Raw genomic sequence first — 16,377 nt, 5'->3', positions numbered from 1 at the left:
CCGTTTAAAGAGGTACGTGAGCTGGGTTTAGAACGTCGTGAGACAGTTCGGTCCCTATCTTCCGTGGGTGTAGGATACTTGAGAGGAGTTGCCCCTAGTACGAGAGGACCGGGGTGAACGATCCACTGGTGGACCAGTTGTTATGCCAATAGCAGTGCTGGGTAGCTATGATCGGACAGGATAACCGCTGAAGGCATCTAAGCGGGAAGCCCCCCTCAAAACAAGGTATCCCTGAGAGCCGAGGTAGACCACCTCGTCGATAGGCCAGAGATGTAAGCGTGGTAACACGTTCAGTTGACTGGTACTAATTGCTCGATAGGCTTGATTTGATCCAGTAGAAGCAAGACTTCAACTTATCAATCAAAAGCATACACATACAATCAGTGGTACATGACTTGGACAAACAACGCTCAGCGCTGCAGTGGTGACCCCGTCGCTCTACTGCGCAGAGCGCTCTATCAGGAATTTATTTGGTTTGGTGATCATAGCGCGAGCAAAACACCTGGTCCCATCCCGAACCCAGCCGTTAAGTGCCGTAGCGCCGATGGTACTGCGTCTTAAGACGTGGGAGAGTAGGTCATCGCCAAACCTAATAAGTTCCTGATAAAAACAGTATCTCTCCACGATGAGAAAAATAACAAAACCGCCGCAGCTATAAAGCTGCGGCGGTTTTGTGTTTGGGGGGCGGGGGGGGGCGCAAAACCACTATGCCCAAGAACTGTCCATTTTCCGCCCTGCAGAGGGCGCAATAGATCGGTAACTCTTTCGGAACCGCCTAGAGAGATCGATAAGATGACCCCCACAGATAAGGTTGCCCCTGCTTCAGCATCTGAACTAGACCCCACCGCGCTGTCTGCGATCCGAAACGTGATGACGGAGAGGCATGAGGGCACCGGGATGGACACACCGGAGCCCCCCGCCAAACATCGGCAGTCCGGACGCAATGCCTTTCCCGAGCTGCCGGAGCCGGAGGCTGCCAAAGGCAAATCCGAAAAACGTTTGCCGCTCAAGATACCTAAGAAACGACCGTCGCCTCGGGCGGTGATGCTGAGCCTGCTTGCGCTCGCTGTGATTCTGCGGCCTTGGTTAGTACTGGGCGTGGTTTTCATCGCGGTGTTCGTCTCGCTGGGGGTCTTTCTCGCCCTTGGTTATGACGGGTTTTGGGGGCGCGCACTGGCGCTTGGGCGCTGGTATGCCGCGCGGCGGCCGGAGCGGGCGGCGGCGCTTCATGCACGTTTGGATGCATTCGCGATGAAATGGGATGCGGTGCTTGATCGCTTTCCCGAAGGGATGGTCGACGGGCTTTATCTGCCGGACTTTGGCGAGATGGCAGCGGCTGAGACCCGCTATGACGAAGCCCTGGATCGCCGGTTTGACAGTCTGCGCAACTCCGAAGCCTAGGCTGCACGCGATGGTGTCTTGAAACTAGGGGGCGGACCCGTTACATCCGCCCAATCGGGCAACAAGGAAAGATGTCATGGCCACCACCAATCCGCTTCAGTTCATCCAGCAGGTTCGTACCGAAGTTGCCAAGGTTGTTTGGCCGACCAAGCGCGAAGTGATGCTGACCACTGTGATGGTCTTTATCCTCGCCGCGCTGACGGCGGTTTTCTTTGCGATCGTAGACATCCTGATCCGCGGCGGTCTGCAGCAGATCCTTGGGATGTTCGGCTAAGCATCGCCCGCGCGGGTGAATTTATCTTTACACCCTTGAAACCTGCGTCTGCGCGGGCTATTGCGCAGACCTGACCTGAAAAGGGGCGTGCGGCGATTCGAGTTGCGCGCCGATTTTTTGTTCAGATGTTGCGGGGCCGAGGCTCCGTGTGATTGACGAATTTACATGCCGGGGCAGCCCGCATGGCAAGACAGGGACCAGAGTTCAGATGGCAAAACGGTGGTATTCGGTCAGTGTCCTGTCGAACTTCGAAAAGAAGATCGCCGAGCAGATCCGCGCATCCGTGGCCGAGCAGGAACTTGAAGACCAGATTGACGAAGTGCTGGTGCCCACCGAAGAGGTGATCGAGGTCCGGCGCGGCAAGAAGGTGACAACCGAGCGTCGCTTCATGCCCGGCTATGTGCTGGTGCATATGGAAATGTCCGACGCGGGCTATCACCTGATCAACTCGATCAACCGCGTCACCGGTTTCTTGGGCCCGCAAGGCCGCCCGATGCCGATGCGCGATGCTGAGGTTCAAGCGATCCTGGGTCGTGTGCAGGAAGGCGAAGAAGCCCCACGCACGCTGATCCACTTCGAGATCGGCGAGAAGGTCAAGGTTGCCGACGGTCCATTCGAGGACTTCGACGGCATGATCGAAGAGGTCGACGAGGACAACCAGCGCCTCAAGGTGTCGGTCTCGATCTTTGGCCGGGAAACCCCGGTCGAATTGGAATTCACGCAGGTCAACAAACAGATCTGAGTGTGTGGCGGGCTCAGGTCTGCCATCCCGGCGCCTCAACGGTGTCGGTCATTGTGGGAGGCAAGGGCGCCGCGGCGCCCAACCCGGACCACGCAACGAAGATCCCGCGGGGCGCGCCCCAAGGGTGTTGAAAGGAGAATGGTCAGATGGCCAAGAAACTCGTCGGTACGATGAAGTTGCAAGTCAAAGCGGGTCAAGCAAACCCGTCCCCGCCCGTGGGTCCAGCCCTCGGTCAGCGCGGCATCAACATCATGGAATTCTGTAAGGCGTTCAATGCCAAGACCGCAGACATGGAGCCGGGCGCACCGTGCCCCACCGTGATCAGCTACTATCAGGACAAGTCCTTCACCATGGACATCAAGACGCCCCCGGCGTCCTACTACCTGAAAAAAGCTGCCAAGGTGAACTCTGGCGCGAAAACGCCGAGCCGTGAAACCGTCGGTACCGTAACCACCAAGCAGCTGCGCGAGATCGCAGAAGCAAAAGCCGCCGACCTGTCCGCGAACGACGTGGAAGCGGCGATGAAAATCATTCTGGGCTCTGCCCGGTCCATGGGCATCGAGGTGAAGTAAGATGGCAAAACTTGGAAAACGCACCCGCGCCGCCCGTGAAGCCTTTGCTGGTAAAGAAGAGATCACCGTTGAAGAAGCGGTAAGCCTCATCAAAGCAAACGCAAACGCAAAGTTTGACGAAACCATCGAGATCGCGATGAACCTCGGTGTTGACCCACGCCACGCTGACCAGATGGTCCGCGGTGTTGTCGGCCTGCCCAACGGCACCGGCAAAACCATGCGCGTTGCTGTCTTCGCCCGTGGCGCGAAAGCTGAAGAAGCCGAAAAGGCTGGCGCAGATATCGTTGGTGCAGAAGACCTGATGGAAACCGTGCAGTCCGGCAAGATCGACTTTGATCGTTGCATCGCGACACCCGACATGATGCCGATCGTTGGCCGTCTGGGTAAAGTGCTTGGCCCCCGTAACCTGATGCCGAACCCCAAGGTTGGCACCGTGACCATGGATGTCGCCGACGCCGTGAAAGCGGCCAAGGGCGGTGAAGTTCAGTTCAAAGCCGAAAAGGGCGGTGTCGTCCACGCAGGCGTTGGCAAACTGTCCTTCGACGAAGCCAAGCTGGCCGAGAACATCCGTGCCTTTGTTGGCGCGGTGTCCAAAGCCAAGCCTGCCGGTGCCAAAGGCACATATATGAAAAAGATCAACCTGAGCTCCACAATGGGCCCGGGCGTGTCGGTCGCTGTCGAGAACGCAACCGCCGAGTGATCCAGTGGGGTGGGGGCCAGCCTCCCACCTTACGACCCGAGATTTGGCGGCTTCGGCCGTCAGATACGCAAGGACCAAAAGATCGGTCCGCGCGTCTGTCCGAGACGGAGGGTTTGGGCCTTGGCCTGAATAATTCCTTCCTGAGATGGGAAACCGGAAAAATTCTGCCCTCGGGCGGTTTTGGCCGGGACCCTGACATTGGACCCGAATGGGATGCAGAAGACCGCATCCTGAACTGAGCCGGGGGGCAACCCCCAAATTTGGAGTGAAACTGTGGATAGAGCACAAAAAGAACAGCTGGTCGACGAACTCGGCCAGATCTTTGAAAGCTCTGGCGTCGTTGTGGTTAGCCACTACGTCGGTTTGACAGTTGCCGAAATGCAGGACCTTCGGGCGCGCGCACGCGCTGCCGGTGGGGCCGTGCGTGTTGCCAAAAACAGGCTCGCCAAGATCGCCCTTGAGGGCAAGCCATGCGAAAGCATCGCTGACCTTCTGACGGGTATGACCGTTCTGACCTATTCTGAGGATCCTGTGGCTGCGGCCAAGGTTGCTCAGGAGTTCTCCAAGGAAAACCCAAAGCTGGTGATCCTTGGTGGTTCCATGGGTGAGAACGCGTTGGACGCCGCTGGTGTCGAAGCCGTGTCGAAAATGCCTTCGCGGGAGGAGCTTATCTCCACCATCGCGGGCATGCTCGGCGCACCTGCTTCGAACATCGCCGGGGCCATTGGCGCACCTGCAAGCAACATCGCATCCATCTTGTCCACGATTGAGGACAAGGCGGCTGCGTAAGGCATATCGTCAAGCCGGCGCTCGGGTTGAACACGCGCGTTGGAACACACATATCGTAACGGAAAGAGCTAAACATGGCTGATCTGAAAAAACTGGCAGAAGACATCGTTGGTCTGACTCTGCTTGAAGCACAAGAACTGAAAACCATCCTGAAAGACGAGTACGGCATCGAGCCCGCCGCTGGCGGCGCAGTGATGATGGCTGGTCCTGCTGATGGCGGCGCTGCCGAAGAAGAAAAGACCGAATTTGACGTCGTTCTGAAGAACGCCGGCGCATCCAAGATCAACGTGATCAAGGAAGTCCGCGGCATCACGGGTCTCGGCCTGAAAGAAGCCAAAGACCTGGTCGAAGCCGGTGGCAAGATCAAAGAAGGCGTCGACAAAGCCGAAGCCGAAGACATCAAAGGCAAGCTGGAAGCAGCTGGCGCCGAAGTCGAGCTGGCCTAAGCCAGAGGTGCGCGGCAACGTGCACCACGCATGAACAAGGGCTGGACGGGAGTTTTCCTGTCCAGCCTGACCTGTTTTGACGAATGTTCTAGCTCAGAGCATTTCTCTGGAGAGGTCCATGGTCGGAAGGGATGCAGTGGGACGCATTCCAAGAATTGACCCGGATTTTCCGCTCTTATGGGCGCGCACCACGGCCCCGGTGGTTGATGCGCTCGGCAAGAGACACGAAAGGTGACACGACACATGGCACAATCCTTCCTTGGCCAGAAACGTCTGCGTAAATATTACGGCAAAATCCGCGAAGTGCTGGAGATGCCGAACCTCATCGAGGTTCAGAAATCCTCTTACGATCTGTTCTTGAATTCCGGCGACGCCGAGACCCCCACCGATGGTGAAGGTATCACAGGCGTTTTCCAGTCGGTTTTCCCGATCAAAGATTTCAATGAGACCTCCGTGCTTGAATACGTCAAGTACGAGCTCGAAAAGCCGAAATACGATGTTGAGGAATGTCAGCAGCGTGACATGACCTACAGCGCGCCGCTTAAGGTGACGCTGCGCCTCATCGTGTTTGATGTGGACGAAGACACCGGCGCGAAGTCGGTCAAAGACATCAAAGAACAAGACGTGTTCATGGGCGACATGCCCCTGATGACGCCGAACGGCACTTTCGTCGTGAACGGCACCGAGCGTGTGATCGTATCCCAGATGCACCGCTCCCCGGGCGTGTTCTTTGACCACGACAAGGGCAAAACCCACTCGTCGGGCAAGCTCCTCTTCGCTTGCCGCATCATCCCCTACCGCGGTTCCTGGCTGGACTTCGAATTCGACGCCAAAGACATCGTCTTTGCCCGGATTGACCGCCGCCGCAAACTGCCTGTGACGACCTTGCTCTATGCCCTTGGGCTGGACCAAGAGGCGATCATGAACGCCTATTACAACACGGTTACCTACACGCTGGAGAAGAACAAGGGCTGGGTTGCACCCTTCTTCCCCGACCGCGTGCGCGGCACCCGTCCGACCTATGATCTGGTGGATGCAGCGACAGGTGAAATCCTGTTCGAAGCGACCAAAAAGGTCACGCCTCGCGCCGTCAAAAAACTGCTCGACGAAGGCAAGGTCAAAGACCTGCTGCTGCCCTTCGATCACATCGTTGGCAAGTTCGTCGCGCGTGACATCATCAACGAAGAAACCGGTGCGATCTACGTCGAAGCCGGTGACGAGTTGACGCTGGAATACGACAAAGACGGCACCCTGATCGGCGGCACCGCGAAAGAGCTGATCGACGCGGGCATCACCGAGATTCCGCTGCTGGATATCGACAACGTCAATGTTGGCCCCTACATGCGCAACACCATGGCGATGGACAAGAACATGAACCGCGACACCGCGCTCATGGACATCTACCGCGTCATGCGTCCGGGCGAACCGCCCACCGTCGAGGCCGCCTCCGCGCTCTTTGACACGCTGTTCTTTGATAGCGAACGCTATGACCTCTCGGCCGTTGGCCGCGTGAAAATGAACATGCGTCTGGCACTCGACAAACCCGACACACAGCGTACGCTGGACCGTGACGACATCGTCGCTTGTATCAAAGCGCTGGTTGACCTGCGCGATGGCCGTGGCGACATCGACGACATTGACCACCTCGGCAACCGTCGTGTGCGTTCCGTCGGCGAATTGATGGAAAACCAGTACCGCGTTGGCCTGCTGCGCATGGAGCGTGCGATCAAAGAGCGGATGTCCTCTGTCGAGATCGACACCGTGATGCCGCAAGACCTGATCAACGCCAAGCCGGCCGCGGCTGCGGTGCGTGAATTCTTTGGCTCGTCGCAGCTGTCGCAGTTCATGGACCAAACCAACCCGCTCTCCGAAGTGACGCACAAGCGTCGTCTCTCGGCGCTTGGGCCGGGCGGTTTGACACGTGAGCGTGCGGGCTTTGAAGTCCGCGACGTTCACCCGACCCACTATGGTCGGATGTGCCCGATTGAAACGCCGGAAGGGCCGAACATTGGTCTGATCAACTCGCTGGCCACTTTTGCCCGCGTGAACAAATACGGCTTCATCGAAACGCCTTACCGCGTGGTCAAGGACAGCACCGTCACCGACGAAGTGCACTACATGTCCGCGACCGAGGAAATGCGCCACACCGTGGCTCAGGCGAACGCCAACCTCGACGAGAACATGAAGTTTGTGAACGAACTGGTCTCGACCCGTCAGTCCGGCGACTACACGCTGGCCCCGACAGAAAACGTGGACCTGATCGACGTTTCGCCCAAGCAGTTGGTCTCGGTCGCTGCTTCGCTGATCCCGTTCCTCGAAAACGACGACGCCAACCGCGCTCTCATGGGCTCGAACATGCAACGTCAGGCGGTTCCGCTTCTGCAAGCTGAGGCGCCGCTTGTCGGCACCGGCATCGAAGAAGTGGTGGCACGCGACTCTGGCGCCGCCTACACGGCCCGCCGCGCGGGTATCATCGACCAAGTCGATGCGTCGCGTATCGTGATCCGGGCCACCGAAGACCTTGAGCTGGGCGACGCGGGTGTGGACATCTACCGCATGCGCAAGTTCCAGCGCTCGAACCAGAACACCTGCATCAACCAGCGTCCGCTGGTGAAGGTGGGCGAGAAGGTCACCAAGGGGCAGGTCATCGCGGATGGTCCGTCCACCGACATGGGGGAACTGGCGCTCGGCAAGAACGTCGTCGTCGCCTTCATGCCGTGGAATGGCTACAACTACGAAGACTCCATCCTGATCTCCGAGCGGATTTCCCGTGACGACGTCTTCACCTCGATCCACATTGAGGAATTCGAAGTCGCCGCGCGTGACACGAAGCTTGGGCCAGAAGAGATCACCCGCGACATCCCCAACGTCGGCGAGGAAGCCCTTCGCAACCTCGACGAAGCCGGTATCGTTTACATCGGTGCGGACGTTGAGCCGGGCGACATCCTTGTGGGTAAGATCACACCGAAGGGCGAAAGCCCGATGACGCCGGAAGAAAAGCTTCTGCGCGCCATTTTCGGTGAGAAAGCCTCTGACGTGCGCGACACTTCGTTGCGTGTGAAGCCGGGCGATTTCGGCACGGTTGTCGAAGTGCGTGTCTTTAACCGTCACGGCGTTGAGAAAGACGAGCGTGCGCTGCAGATCGAGCGTGAGGAAGTCGAACGTCTGGCCCGTGACCGGGACGACGAGCTGGCGATCCTTGACCGCAACATCTATGCGCGTCTCAAGGATATGATCCTTGGCAAAATTGCCGTCAAAGGCCCCAAAGGCGTGAAGGCGAACAGCCAGATCACCGAGGAACTGCTGGAAACCCTGACCCGTGGTCAGTGGTGGCAGCTGGCCCTTGAGGACGAGGATGACGCGAAGATCGTCGAAGCCCTGAACGAGCAGTATGAGATCCAGAAACGGACCTTGGATGCACGTTTCGAGGACAAGGTCGAAAAAGTACGTCGTGGTGACGATCTGCCCCCGGGTGTGATGAAGATGGTCAAAGTGTTCGTGGCGGTGAAGCGTAAGCTGCAGCCGGGCGACAAGATGGCCGGTCGTCACGGGAACAAGGGTGTGATCTCGAAAGTGGTGCCGATGGAGGACATGCCGTTCCTCGCCGATGGTACCCCGGTCGACTTCTGTCTTAACCCTTTGGGCGTGCCTAGCCGGATGAACGTTGGTCAGATTCTTGAGACGCATATGGGTTGGGCCGCACGCGGTCTGGGCCTGAATGTCGACGAGGCGCTGCAAGAGTACCGCCGTTCGGGTGATCTGACACCGGTGCGCGAAGCGCTGAGCTTGGCCTACGGCGATGATGTCTACGAAGAAGGCATCAGCGGCATGGACGAAGACACGCTGCTTGAAGCGGCTGGTAACGTGCGCCGCGGCGTGCCAATCGCCACGCCGGTCTTTGACGGTGCCAAGGAAGCGGACGTGAACGACAGCCTCAAGCGGGCCGGGTTCGACACCTCCGGTCAGTCGGTGCTGTTCGATGGTCGTACAGGTGAGCAGTTTGCCCGCCCGGTGACTGTCGGCGTCAAGTACCTGCTCAAGCTGCACCACTTGGTGGACGACAAGATCCACGCACGTTCGACAGGGCCGTACTCCCTCGTCACACAGCAGCCGCTGGGTGGTAAGGCACAGTTCGGTGGCCAGCGCTTTGGTGAGATGGAAGTCTGGGCTCTCGAAGCCTACGGCGCCGCTTACACATTGCAGGAAATGCTGACCGTCAAGTCGGACGACGTCGCGGGCCGGACCAAGGTCTATGAAAGCATCGTCAAGGGCGAGGATAACTTCGAAGCGGGCATTCCAGAGAGCTTTAACGTTCTCGTTAAGGAAGTGCGCGGCCTCGGCCTGAATATGGAACTCCTGGATGCGGAGGAGGATGAGTGACGCGGTAAACGGGATTTTTTAAAAATCCCGGCCCGTTTTCTTCGAAAGAAAACGGGTCCAGTCCCTCCCAACGCACCCCTTTCAAGGATTTGAAAATGAACCAGGAACTGACAAACAACCCGTTCAACCCGCTGACGCCACAAAAAGCGTTTGACGAAATCAAGGTCTCTTTGGCCTCGCCAGAGCGGATCCTCAGCTGGTCCTTCGGTGAGATCAAGAAGCCGGAAACCATCAACTACCGGACGTTCAAGCCCGAGCGTGACGGCCTGTTCTGCGCGCGTATCTTTGGCCCGATCAAAGACTACGAATGCCTTTGCGGCAAATATAAGCGGATGAAGTATCGCGGCGTTGTCTGCGAGAAATGCGGTGTCGAAGTGACGCTGCAAAAGGTCCGCCGTGAGCGTATGGGCCACATCGAACTGGCGTCGCCCGTGGCGCATATCTGGTTCCTCAAGTCCCTGCCTTCGCGCATCGGCCTGATGCTGGACATGACACTGCGTGATCTTGAACGTGTTCTCTACTTTGAGAACTACGTCGTGATCGAGCCGGGCCTTACCGATCTTCAATACGGTCAGATGATGACCGAAGAAGAGTACATGGACGCCCAAGACGCCTATGGCATGGACGCTTTCACCGCCAACATCGGTGCCGAAGCGATCCGCGAAATGCTGGCCGCCATTGATCTGGAAGCCGAAGCCGAGACCCTGCGCGCCGATCTGAAAGAGGCGACAGGCGAGCTGAAGCCCAAGAAGATCATCAAGCGTCTGAAAGTGGTTGAGTCCTTCCTCGAGTCGGGCAACCGGCCTGAGTGGATGGTCATGACCGTGATCCCGGTGATCCCGCCAGAACTGCGCCCGCTGGTGCCGCTGGATGGTGGCCGTTTCGCGACCTCTGACCTCAACGACCTGTACCGCCGCGTGATCAACCGGAACAACCGTTTGAAGCGTCTCATTGAGCTGCGCGCACCTGACATCATCGTCCGCAACGAAAAGCGGATGCTGCAGGAATCCGTCGACGCTCTGTTCGACAACGGCCGTCGTGGCCGTGTCATCACCGGTGCCAACAAGCGCCCGCTGAAGTCGCTGTCCGACATGCTGAAAGGTAAGCAGGGACGCTTCCGTCAGAACCTTTTGGGTAAGCGCGTCGACTTCTCGGGCCGTTCGGTCATTGTGACCGGTCCTGAGTTGAAGCTGCACCAATGTGGTCTGCCCAAAAAGATGGCTTTGGAGCTTTTCAAGCCGTTCATCTACTCGCGGCTTGAGGCCAAAGGTCTGTCCTCCACCGTGAAACAGGCGAAAAAGCTGGTCGAGAAAGAGCGTCCCGAAGTTTGGGACATTCTTGATGAGGTGATCCGTGAGCACCCCGTCATGCTCAACCGCGCGCCGACGCTTCACCGTCTCGGCATTCAGGCGTTTGAGCCCGTGTTGATCGAAGGTAAAGCGATCCAGCTTCACCCGCTCGTCTGCTCGGCCTTCAACGCTGACTTCGACGGTGACCAGATGGCCGTTCACGTGCCGCTCTCGCTGGAAGCCCAGTTGGAAGCACGTGTTCTGATGATGTCCACGAACAACGTTCTGTCGCCTGCAAACGGCGCACCGATCATCGTGCCGTCGCAGGATATGATCTTGGGTCTCTACTACACGACCCTTGAGCGCAAAGGCATGGTTGGCGAAGGCATGGTCTTTGGCTCGGTTGATGAGGTGCAGCACGCCCTCGACGCCGGTGCGGTTCACCTGCACACCAAGATTAAAGCGCGGATCAAACAGATCGACGCCGAAGGCAACGAAGTGATGATGCGCTTTGACACGACCCCCGGTCGTATCCGTCTTGGTGCGCTTCTGCCACTGAACGCGAAAGCGCCGTTTGACCTCGTCAACCGTCTGCTGCGTAAGAAAGAAGTGCAGCAGGTCATCGACACCGTCTACCGTTATTGCGGTCAGAAAGAGTCGGTTATCTTCTGTGACCAGATCATGACCATGGGTTTCCGCGAAGCTTTCAAAGCGGGCATCTCCTTCGGCAAAGACGACATGCTGATCCCCGACACCAAATGGCCGCTGGTTGAAGAGACCCGTGAGCAGGTGAAGGACTTTGAACAGCAGTATATGGACGGCCTGATCACTCAGGGCGAAAAGTACAACAAAGTCGTCGATGCATGGTCGAAGTGTAACGACAAGGTCACCGAGGCGATGATGGGCTCCATCTCGGCCACCACGTACCACGAGAATGGTTCCGAAAAAGAGCCAAACTCGGTCTACATGATGGCCCACTCCGGTGCTCGTGGCTCGGTCACGCAGATGAAACAGCTGGGCGGGATGCGCGGCCTGATGGCGAAGCCGAATGGCGACATCATCGAAACGCCGATCATCTCGAACTTTAAAGAAGGTCTGACCGTTCTTGAGTACTTCAACTCGACACACGGTGCGCGGAAAGGTCTGTCGGATACCGCTCTGAAAACAGCGAACTCCGGTTACCTGACACGCCGTCTGGTGGACGTAGCCCAGGACTGCATCGTGCGTGAGCATGACTGCGGGACCGAAACTGCGATCACTGCCGAAGCGGCTGTCAACGACGGTGAGGTTGTCTCCTCGCTGGCCGAGCGTCTGCTGGGCCGTGTTGCGGCGGATGACATTCTGGTGCCCGGCGCCGAGGATGTTCTGGTGCCCGCAGGTTCGTTGATCGACGAGCGCATGTCGGATGCCATCGACGAAGCCGGGGTGCAGTCCGCACGGATCCGCAGCCCGCTGACCTGTGATGCCGAAGAGGGTGTCTGCGCCATGTGCTATGGCCGTGACCTTGCACGCGGTACGCTGGTTAACCAAGGTGAGGCCGTCGGCATCATCGCGGCCCAGTCGATCGGTGAACCCGGTACTCAGCTGACGATGCGGACCTTCCACATCGGCGGCGTTGCTCAGGGTGGTCAGCAGTCCTTCCTCGAAGCCAGCCAGTCCGGCAAAATCGTGTTCGACAATGCGCAGACGCTTGAAAACAGCGCCGGTGAAATGCTCGTCATGGGTCGGAACATGAAACTTTCGATCGTCGATGAGAACGGCGATGAACGCGCCAGCCACAAGATCGGCTACGGCACCAAGCTTCACGTCAAGGAAGGCGACAGCGTTGCACGCGGCGACAAGTTGTTCGAATGGGATCCCTACACCCTGCCGATCATCGCCGAAAAACCGGGTATGACCAAATACGTCGACCTTGTTTCGGGCATCGCGGTCAAAGAAGACACCGACGAAGCAACCGGCATGACCCAGAAGATCGTGATCGACTGGCGCGCGGCCCCCAAGGGCAACGAGCTTAAGCCCGAGATCATCTTGGTGGGTGAAGATGGCGAGCCGGTCCGCAACGATGCGGGCAACCCGGTGACCTATCCGATGTCGGTGGATGCGGTTCTGTCCGTTGAGGACCAGACCGAGGTGCAGGCCGGTGACATCATCGCGCGTATCCCGCGTGAAGGTGCCAAGACCAAGGACATTACCGGTGGTCTGCCGCGTGTGGCCGAACTCTTTGAGGCACGTCGCCCCAAAGACCACGCCATCATCGCGGAAATCGACGGCTATGTGCGCTTCGGCAAGGACTACAAGAACAAGCGCCGCATCGCGATCGAAAGCTCGGATGATCCGGACGTGAAGGTTGAATACATGGTGCCCAAGGGGAAACACATCCCCGTTGCCGAAGGCGACTTCGTGCAGAAGGGTGACTACATCATGGACGGCAACCCCGCGCCGCACGACATTCTGGCGATCATGGGCGTCGAAGCTCTGGCTGAATACATGATTGACGAAGTGCAGGACGTTTACCGCCTGCAGGGTGTGAAGATTAACGACAAACACATCGAAGTCATCGTGCGTCAAATGCTGCAGAAGTGGGAAATCCAAGAAAGCGGCGACACCACGCTGCTCAAGGGTGAACACGTCGACAAGCAGGAATTCGATCAGGCCAACGAAAAGGCCTTGTCGAAAGGTGGCCGTCCTGCCAAGGGCGAACCGATCCTGCTGGGCATCACCAAGGCGTCGCTGCAGACCCGCAGCTTCATCTCCGCCGCGTCCTTCCAGGAAACAACGCGCGTGCTGACCGAAGCTTCGGTTCAGGGCAAGCGGGACAAGCTGGTCGGTCTGAAAGAGAACGTCATCGTGGGCCGTCTGATCCCGGCGGGCACTGGTGGGGCGACCCAGCAGATGCGCAAAGTGGCGACAGACCGCGACAACGTCGTGATCGAAGCGCGCCGCGAAGAGGCCGAAGCTGCCGCCGCACTGGCAGCACCTGCGGCATCCGCGGATGACGACATCGTCGGTGGTGATGTGTTCAACACGCCGGTCGGTGACGACGAGAGCCGCGATTGATCGCAGGTTTGACCTGAAAATCAGAAGCCCCCGCAGTGAAAGTTGCGGGGGCTTTTTTATGCGCGGTGCCGCAGCCTTGAATGCGCATCGCCAGCGAGATGGCCGGGAATTTGCCGCCGTAGCCTTACATCCGCCACATAGTGGCAATAGGTTTGCGAAAGCTTAACCGTCGTAAGGTTCTTCAGATGACGTCTCGCATTCTACATATCGACGATGATCCGATCATTCTGGAATTGGTAAAGATGATCTTTTCCGACGACAGATCGCTGACCTTTGTCTCCTGCCTGAACGCCCGCGATGCGCTGGCGGTGGTGAATGACCTGAAGCCCGATTTGATCATCAGTGATATCTCCATGCCCGATATGGGTGGTTTGGAATTGGCGCACCGCTTTGGCGAAAACCCCGCCATCGCCGGAACGCCTATTATCTTCCTCAGCGGCCGCACCCGCGATCTTGAGGTTTATGACGCCTTTCGCAATCTGGCCGCGACGGTGATGCAGAAGCCTGTCGAGCCGGGGTTGCTGCGCAGTACGGTTCGGAATCTGTTGGCCAGTCAGCAACAGCCCGTGGCGCAGGCGTCCAACCAGTGAGGCTGCGCAACTGCGGCAGGGGCAGACGTCGTACGTAGTCGCCATGCCGCATTTGCGGGGCGCAAGCGGTGAACCTGCACAGCCCCCCGTTCTTGACAGCTCTCGTGCCCGCTGCCAGTCATTCGGGAGCGGTATCGATATAAGCCGCGCGGTTTATTCCCGGAGCGCTTTCATGTCCCCCAATACCATCGGCGCGCTGCTGATGATCGCCTCGATGGCCTGTTTCACGTTTAACGACACGCTGCTGAAAATGACCGACGGGGCGCTGCCGCTGTTTCAGCTTTTGTTCCTGCGGGGGGTGACGACCTCGGTCCTGATCTTGGCCCTCAGCCGCCAGCTTGGTCGGATTGATTTCCGTCTCCTGCCGCGGGATTGGCAGGTGATTGGCCTGCGCTCGGTGGCCGAGATTGCGGCGGCTTATTTCTTTCTCACCGCGCTGTTCAACATGCCCTTGGCCAATGTCACCGCCATCCTTCAGGTGGTGCCGCTTTCGGTCACGCTGGCGGCGGCATTGGTGTTTCGGCAGGCGGTGGGCTGGCGGCGTTTGGTGGCGATTGGGATCGGTTTCTGCGGTGTCCTGCTGATCGTGAAGCCGGGCGCGGAGGGGTTCAACATTTGGTCGATCTACGTCTTGATCGCGGTGCTTTGCGTGACGGTCCGTGACCTGTCGACCCGCGCTTTGTCGCCTGCGGTGCCTTCCATGACCGTCACTTTGGTGACCGCGCTGTCGGTGATGACGGCGGCGGGGTTGGCATCGCTCAGCGGACCATGGGCGCCGGTGACCCCGTCGGTGGCGGCGCTGATCGGCGGCTCCGGGGTCTTTGTTTTGGGCGGCTATTTCTTTTCAATCCAGGTCATGCGGGTCGGCGACATCGGCTTTGTCGCGCCGTTTCGCTATACCGGCCTGCTTTGGGCGCTGCTGCTGGGCTGGACCGTCTTTGGCGAATGGCCGGGAGCCTTGACCCTGACCGGGGCGGGGATCGTCGTGGCCACAGGGGTCTTTACCCTCTACCGCGAGCGGAAGCTAAAGGTTCAGGCCGAGAAGACCCGCCGCACCTGATCGTTGTCGATGGCAAAGCGCGTTCGAAACAGCGCTTCGCCTTCGGCATCCAGCGGGGCCACGTCCACATGCCGTGCAAGCCCTTGGCGCGAATCGTTCGATCCGTTGTGGCTGCGCACGAACATCGCCGCGTCGGGCAGGCTGACGCAGGGCATGAAACGCGGCAGTTTCTCATGGGCGAAGTTCATAATCGTGACCGGGCTGCCGCCCTTCACATACATCGCCAAGGCTGCCACATTGAGGGGGCGGAACACTTCCGCCGCGCGGATGCCGCCCTGCCCGAACTCCGCGATATACCCTTTGGGCCAGTCGAAAGCGACCGAGCGTTGACCCGTCAAAAGCCCCGCGCTGTCCTCAACCGTACGCCGCAGCCGGGCAATGAAATCGACCGAGACCGCATCGTCATCGTCATAGCGGAATTGGAGGCAGGGCCCTTTGGGGTTGATCCGCGCGGCGTTCAGCACCTCTTTCATCACCTCGCGGTGCTGGCGGGGCGGCTCGCGGTGGATCACCGCTTGCGGCAGGTCGGCGAGGAGCGATTCGAGGCGGCGTGCGTGGTGGTCCGGGAACTGGTCGCCGATCACGAAGATCATTGAGAAATCCGGGTCTGACTGTGCTTTGAGGCAGGGCAGGGCGACGGCCTCAAACAAGCGGAAGCGCTCCTCAAGCCGGGCGTCGTCATAGAGGTAGGCGATACGTTCCTCGGTGGTGTCGTGCCCCACCTGAAATCCACCAAGGGCGGGGTAAGAAAAACGGCATAGGCCGATGGCTTGCATGGTATTGCCCCTCAAGGAAAACTTCGACGAATATGGCGACAGGGGAGAGCCGCTGGCAAGGGGGCTCTGCGAGGGAGGGGGCCACATGGCGCATCCAGAGCACGCGATGCCCTGCTCTGGCCGGCGCCGGGCCGGGCCCTGCTGTTGACAGCCCCCGCGCAACGTCCTATACGCCCGCTATCTCGGAGGTGGAGGCCGCTCTGCCAATCCGAACTCATAACTCAAGTGGTCACGATCCGGCCTACTACTGGCCCGATCCTCTGTTAACCCACCGCGTCGTTTTCCTCGGTACGGGAACGTT

Annotated in this window: 12 protein-coding genes and 2 rRNA genes; 13 read left to right on the top strand and 1 reads right to left on the bottom strand. The window is 58.8% G+C overall.

The window, feature by feature from the left end; genetic code table 11:
- The 13 genes from A3722_RS19820 to A3722_RS19760 all read left to right on the top strand — a co-directional run.
- Window positions 1-329 (top strand): 23S ribosomal RNA (locus A3722_RS19820); the annotation flags it as partial.
- Window positions 330-474: 145 nt separating this feature from the next.
- Window positions 475-589 (top strand): 5S ribosomal RNA (gene rrf / locus A3722_RS19815).
- A 203-nt stretch (window positions 590-792) separates the two neighbouring features.
- Window positions 793-1,401: a hypothetical protein gene (locus A3722_RS19810; RefSeq protein ID WP_150119954.1), complete on the top strand. Its 609-nt coding sequence runs from the start codon at window positions 793-795 to the stop codon at window positions 1,399-1,401.
- A gap of 76 nt (window positions 1,402-1,477) precedes the next feature.
- Entirely contained in the window at window positions 1,478-1,675 is a 198-nt protein-coding gene (gene secE, locus A3722_RS19805) for a preprotein translocase subunit SecE (RefSeq protein WP_007118815.1), read from the top strand.
- Between the two features lie 208 nt (window positions 1,676-1,883).
- On the top strand, window positions 1,884-2,417 hold the full coding sequence (nusG, locus tag A3722_RS19800) for a transcription termination/antitermination protein NusG (protein ID WP_007118816.1): 534 nt from the start codon (window positions 1,884-1,886) through the stop codon (window positions 2,415-2,417).
- A gap of 146 nt (window positions 2,418-2,563) precedes the next feature.
- A complete protein-coding gene (gene rplK, locus A3722_RS19795) occupies window positions 2,564-2,989 on the top strand; it encodes a 50S ribosomal protein L11 (protein ID WP_067622128.1) in 426 nt (141 codons plus the stop codon).
- Window position 2,990: 1 nt separating this feature from the next.
- Window positions 2,991-3,689, top strand: coding sequence for a 50S ribosomal protein L1 (gene rplA, locus A3722_RS19790; protein WP_067622131.1), 699 nt, complete (start codon window positions 2,991-2,993; stop codon window positions 3,687-3,689).
- A gap of 273 nt (window positions 3,690-3,962) precedes the next feature.
- Window positions 3,963-4,478, top strand: coding sequence for a 50S ribosomal protein L10 (gene rplJ, locus A3722_RS19785; RefSeq protein ID WP_007118819.1), 516 nt, complete (start codon window positions 3,963-3,965; stop codon window positions 4,476-4,478).
- A 74-nt stretch (window positions 4,479-4,552) separates the two neighbouring features.
- Window positions 4,553-4,924 (top strand): 50S ribosomal protein L7/L12, encoded by a 372-nt coding sequence (gene rplL, locus A3722_RS19780; protein ID WP_067622135.1) that lies wholly within the window; start codon window positions 4,553-4,555, stop codon window positions 4,922-4,924.
- Between the two features lie 243 nt (window positions 4,925-5,167).
- Window positions 5,168-9,304 (top strand): DNA-directed RNA polymerase subunit beta, encoded by a 4,137-nt coding sequence (gene rpoB, locus A3722_RS19775; RefSeq protein ID WP_067622139.1) that lies wholly within the window; start codon window positions 5,168-5,170, stop codon window positions 9,302-9,304.
- A gap of 95 nt (window positions 9,305-9,399) precedes the next feature.
- Window positions 9,400-13,650, top strand: a complete 4,251-nt coding sequence (gene rpoC, locus A3722_RS19770) for a DNA-directed RNA polymerase subunit beta' (RefSeq protein WP_067622142.1) — start codon at window positions 9,400-9,402, stop codon at window positions 13,648-13,650.
- A gap of 185 nt (window positions 13,651-13,835) precedes the next feature.
- Window positions 13,836-14,240, top strand: coding sequence for a response regulator (locus A3722_RS19765; protein ID WP_067622145.1), 405 nt, complete (start codon window positions 13,836-13,838; stop codon window positions 14,238-14,240).
- A gap of 172 nt (window positions 14,241-14,412) precedes the next feature.
- Window positions 14,413-15,300 carry a DMT family transporter gene (locus A3722_RS19760; RefSeq protein WP_067622148.1) on the top strand — a complete coding sequence of 296 codons (888 nt, stop codon included), beginning with the start codon at window positions 14,413-14,415 and terminating at the stop codon, window positions 15,298-15,300.
- Here the strand turns inward: A3722_RS19760 and A3722_RS19755 are convergent.
- Entirely contained in the window at window positions 15,273-16,076 is an 804-nt protein-coding gene (locus A3722_RS19755; protein WP_067622151.1) for a putative rhamnosyl transferase, read from the bottom strand. The genes A3722_RS19760 and A3722_RS19755 overlap by 28 nt on opposite strands.
- Window positions 16,077-16,377: the final 301 nt, after the last annotated feature.

This window comes from Sulfitobacter sp. HI0027, from assembly GCF_001634775.1.
Classification (GTDB): Bacteria; Pseudomonadota; Alphaproteobacteria; order Rhodobacterales; family Rhodobacteraceae; genus Sulfitobacter.
The sequence above is the reverse complement of the archived record's forward strand: the minus strand, read 5'-3'. Positions and strand labels throughout refer to the sequence as shown.

Excerpts from the sequence above, each read along its gene's own strand:
- secE (WP_007118815.1), top strand. The coding sequence starts at position 1,478 with ATGGCCACCACCAATCCGCTTCAGTTCATCCAGCAGGTTCGTACCGAA.
- rpoB (WP_067622139.1), top strand. The coding sequence starts at position 5,168 with ATGGCACAATCCTTCCTTGGCCAGAAACGTCTGCGTAAATATTACGGC.
- A3722_RS19765 (WP_067622145.1), top strand. The coding sequence starts at position 13,836 with ATGACGTCTCGCATTCTACATATCGACGATGATCCGATCATTCTGGAA.
- rplL (WP_067622135.1), top strand. The coding sequence starts at position 4,553 with ATGGCTGATCTGAAAAAACTGGCAGAAGACATCGTTGGTCTGACTCTG.
- A3722_RS19755 (WP_067622151.1), bottom strand. The coding sequence starts at position 16,076 with ATGCAAGCCATCGGCCTATGCCGTTTTTCTTACCCCGCCCTTGGTGGA.
- A3722_RS19810 (WP_150119954.1), top strand. The coding sequence starts at position 793 with ATGACCCCCACAGATAAGGTTGCCCCTGCTTCAGCATCTGAACTAGAC.
- rplK (WP_067622128.1), top strand. The coding sequence starts at position 2,564 with ATGGCCAAGAAACTCGTCGGTACGATGAAGTTGCAAGTCAAAGCGGGT.
- A3722_RS19760 (WP_067622148.1), top strand. The coding sequence starts at position 14,413 with ATGTCCCCCAATACCATCGGCGCGCTGCTGATGATCGCCTCGATGGCC.
- nusG (WP_007118816.1), top strand. The coding sequence starts at position 1,884 with ATGGCAAAACGGTGGTATTCGGTCAGTGTCCTGTCGAACTTCGAAAAG.
- rpoC (WP_067622142.1), top strand. The coding sequence starts at position 9,400 with ATGAACCAGGAACTGACAAACAACCCGTTCAACCCGCTGACGCCACAA.
- rplA (WP_067622131.1), top strand. The coding sequence starts at position 2,991 with ATGGCAAAACTTGGAAAACGCACCCGCGCCGCCCGTGAAGCCTTTGCT.